This is a genomic window from Amycolatopsis rhizosphaerae (assembly GCF_007713715.1).
GTDB classification, from domain to species: domain Bacteria; phylum Actinomycetota; class Actinomycetes; order Mycobacteriales; family Pseudonocardiaceae; genus Amycolatopsis_E; species Amycolatopsis_E rhizosphaerae.
On the sequence record NZ_VJWX01000597.1, the window covers coordinates 1 to 3,949 of the forward strand.

3 protein-coding genes are annotated in these 3,949 nt (G+C 73.9%); all 3 read right to left on the reverse strand.

All coding sequences use genetic code 11. The annotated features are described in order from the left end of the window. Nucleotides 1–85 precede the first annotated feature (85 nt). Entirely contained in the window at nucleotides 86–760 is a 675-nt protein-coding gene (locus tag FNH05_RS33870; RefSeq protein ID WP_144592931.1) for a CBS domain-containing protein, read from the reverse strand. Between the two features lie 11 nt (nucleotides 761–771). After that, a complete protein-coding gene (locus FNH05_RS33875; protein WP_144592932.1) occupies nucleotides 772–1,668 on the reverse strand; it encodes a universal stress protein in 897 nt (298 codons plus the stop codon). A gap of 145 nt (nucleotides 1,669–1,813) precedes the next feature. After that, nucleotides 1,814–3,949: ATP-binding protein (locus tag FNH05_RS33880; protein ID WP_144592933.1), on the reverse strand; the 2,136-nt coding region annotated here is incomplete at its 5' end.

Below are 3,949 nucleotides of genomic sequence, written 5' to 3' on the forward strand. Positions count from 1 at the left end.
GCCGGAGGGTGGGACTCGCCCATGCAAGGACCGACTTTGCCGGGCCCCTGGCCCCCTCACGGCCCCGCGAGCACGGGACCAGCGCTCAGCCCGCCACGACGTCGTCCTCGGCGAACCGGAACTCGTTGTAGACGGCGACCACGCCGGGAATCGCCTCGACCACTTCCGCGGCGCGCCGGGCCTGGCTGCGCCGCCGCACCTTGCCGGTGAGGGTGACCTCGCCGTCCACCACCCGCACGTTGACCCGCGCCGGTTCCTGGTCCGCCTCGTCGCCGACGCAGCGCCACACCGCCCGCTCGATCTCGGCCCGCAGTTCGTCGTCGTCGCGCAGGAACACGTGCAGCACGTCCCGGCGCGCGAGCACGCCCACCAGCCGTCCGGAGTCGTCCACCACGTAGAGGCGGCGCACGTCGTCGTCGACGAGCCGCCGCGCGGCGGCCGAGACGGACTCGTCGCGCCGGATGGTCTGCACCTCCCGCGTCATCACGTCGTCGGCGGTGGTGCCGCGGGCCTTGTCCCAGTGCCGCCAGCGGCGGCCGCTGGCCAGCAGGGACGGCGGTTTGAGCACCCCGCGCTGCTCCTCCTTGGCCAGCAGATCGGTTTCGGAGACCACGCCGATCGGCCGCCCGTAGGAGTCGATCACCGGGACCGACCCGATCCGGTACTCGGCCAGTACCGCGACCAGATGCTTGAACGGGGTCATCGGGGACACCGTGACGACCGGGTGGGTCATCAGGTCCGCGACCAGCAGGCCGTCCATCGCGTACTCCGTCACCGGTGGTGGCGGGCGACGAGGACGGGGCACAGCGCGTAGGACATCACCGCCTGGCTGGTGGAGCCGAGCAGCATCCCGGCGAATCCCCCGCGGCCCCGGCTGCCGACCACCATCAGCTGGGCGTGATCGGCGAGGTCGAGCAGCCGTTCGGCCGGGCGCCCGGCCACCACGACCCGCTCCACCGGCACGTCGGGGTACTTTTCCTGCCAGCCCGCGAGGCGCTGCGCGAGGAGCTCCCGTTCGTGCTCTTCGACCGCCTCCCGGTCGAGCTTCCAGCGTCCCTCCTCGAACACCTCGGCCAGGAAACTGTCGTCCCAGGCGTGGACCGCGACGAGGGCGGTGCCCCGCCACGCGGCCTCCTCGAAGGCGACGCCGATGGCCTCCTCGCTGGACGGCGAGCCGTCGACACCGACCACGACCGGACCGGTGGCCGGCGGCGATTCCTCGGCGACGTGCCCGCGGATCAGCGCGACCGGGCAGTGCGCGTGCGCCACCGCCGAAATCGACACCGAACCCGCGAAGGTCCGTCCGAGTGGCCGCAATCCGGCGGTGGCCAGCACCAGCAGGCTCGCCGCCGCGGACTCCCCCACGAGGGTGGCGGCGGCGCCGCTGTGACTGAGTTCGAGTTGCGGATCGAGCCCGGGCGCGGCCTCCACCGCGGCGTCGCGCGCGGCGCGCAGCAGGTGCTGGCCCCGCATCCGCAGCACGTGGTGCAGATCGGCGGTGGTCGGCGCGGGCCGTGGATAGTCGACCGACACGTCGTCGGTGGCGTGCACCAGCCGCAGCCCGCGGTGCCGCTGCGCGGCCTCGGCCGCCGCCCACCGCACCGCGTGCAGCGCCGCGAGGGAACCGTCCACACCCACCACGATCGGCCCCGTGGAATTCCCGGCCATCGCACCTCACTCCCCTCGCCCGGCGGTATCTGGGGAAAAAGCTACGAGCCGGGCACGGGCGGGGCCGCTGGCGTTCGTCATCAAGGCAGAGGACTTTCTCCCCCATCGGCCGCGCCGAATCCCCCGGCGTGGTTTGAGCGGGGCATCAGGCCAGTTCGCAGGCGAGCGCCCGCGCCTGGGGGGTGCCGAGTTCCTCGCACAGCGCCAGCGCCTCGTCGCGGTACCGGCGGGCGGCGGCCGCGTCCCCGGTCAGCCAGTGCACTGTGGACAGCTCGGCCAGTGCCCGCGCCCGCGGCCACCACGCGGCCACCCCGGTGAAGCCGCGAAGCGCCGCCCGGAGGCATTCGGCCGCGGCCTCGTACTGGCCCGCCTCGCGCCGGGCCCGCCCTTCGTTCAGCGCGGCGTCGGCCTCCTCCAGCGCGTTGCCGCCCTCGCCGAACAGCTCCCTGGCCCGCCGGAAGGTCTCCGCCGCGCGCGGCCAGTCCCCGGTCTCGTTCTGTGCCAGCCCGATGCACTGCAGCGTCGCGGAATGGAAGAACCGGCGGGCGAACGGATGCGCCTCGTCGTAGTGCTTCTCGATGTCGGCCAGCAGGCCCCGATGCACCTCGAGCGCCTCTCCGGGCCGCCCGAGCACCCGCAGGATCGTGCCGAGGACGTTGCGGATGGAACCCTGCCCGAGCCAGAACGGCAGATCGCCGGACAGGTCCACGGCCCGCCGCGCGTGCTCGAGCGCCTCTTCCGGTCTGCCCATCCGGGTCAGCACCGAGCCGAGGGAGGCGTTCGCCCAGGCCTGTTCGGTCCGGTCGCCGATCTCGACGGCCAGCGCCAGCGCCGCCTCGTGGGCGGCCCGCCCGCCCTCGTTGTCGCCGAGGCAGAAGTACCGGGCCCAGCCGAGGAAGTTCAGCAGTGCCGCCTCTTCCCGGCGGCTGCCCAGTGCCCGCGCCGATTCGGCCCCGAGCGCGAAGATCTCGTCCCAGGGCTGCTGCTGGGTGCGGCCATCGGAGTACCAGTGCATGGCGATGGCCAGGTCGACCACTTCGCGGTGCCGGCCCGCCGCCGCCGCCCGGCGCTGGGCGGCCCGCCAGTTCGATGCCTCCCGGTAAAGCCACTCGGCCGCCTCGTCGAGCGAAGCGAACGGGTGCGCGGTGAGCACCGGCGGATCGAACGCCCTGCCCGCGATGGTCGCGGTGCGCAGCAGGTAGGACAGCAGCTCCTCGGACCGTGCGGACCGTTCCGCCGCCTCCTCCTCTGCCTCCAGCCGTTCCCCGGCGAAGATGCGCAGCAGGTCGTGGAGCTGGTAGCGGCCCGGGATCACCGCGGCCTGGACGAGGTTCACGTCGACCAGTTCGTCCAGCCGGACCTGCACCTCCGCCGCGCTCATCCCGGCCGCCACCCCGGCCAGTTCCGGTCCGAATCCCGAACCGGGAATGGCGGCGAGCCGCCGGAACACCCGCCGGGCAGACGGAGACAGGAGCCCGTAGGACATTTCGAACGCCGAGCGGACCTGGAGGTCTCCGGCGGACAGGGAACTGAGCCGGGTGCGCTCGTCGCGCAACTGGCCGGCCAGATAGGCGATGGACCAGTTCGGCCGGGTGGCCAGCCGGTTGCCCGCGATGCGAACCGCCAGCGGCAGGTTCCCGCACAGCGCGACCAGTTCGGTCGCCGCCTCCGGTTCGGCCAGCACCCGGTCGGGGCCGACGATCACGGACAGCAGGTCGGCCGCGGCCGGTGCCTCCAGCGGGTCCAGCCACACCCAGCGAGCCGTTTCGAGCCCGGCGAGGGCGCGGCGGCAGGTGATCAGGGTCAGACAGCCGGGTGCGGCCGCGATCAGGGGCCGCACCTGCGCCTCGTCGGCCGCGTTGTCCAGCAGCACCAGTACCCGCCGCCCGGCCAGCAGGGACCGGAACAGCTGGGACTGTTCCGGTTCGGAGGCCGGGATCTGCCGTGCGGGCAGTCCGAGCGCCCCCAGCAGCTGTTCCAGCGCCGCGCGCGGGCTCAGCGGCCGGTCGTCCGTGCCGCGCAGATCGACGGCGAGGGAACCGTCCGGATACCGGGACGCGAGCTCGTGGGCGGCGGAGACGGCCAGTGTGGTCTTGCCCACCCCGGGATGCCCGACGATCGACACCACCACCCCGCCCGGCGCGTCCGCGGCGGCCTCGGCCCGCAGCCGCGCGAGTTCCGCGTCCCGGCCCAGCAGATCGGGTACGGCGGGAGGCAGCGGGCAACGGGCCGTCTCGAAGGCGGCGCCGCCCTCTGCCCGCGACCCTCGCCTGCGGCCCTC

Coding starts and splice junctions, on each gene's coding strand:
- FNH05_RS33870 (WP_144592931.1), bottom strand. CDS start 760: ATGGACGGCCTGCTGGTCGCGGACCTGATGACCCACCCGGTCGTCACG.
- FNH05_RS33875 (WP_144592932.1), bottom strand. CDS start 1,668: ATGGCCGGGAATTCCACGGGGCCGATCGTGGTGGGTGTGGACGGTTCC.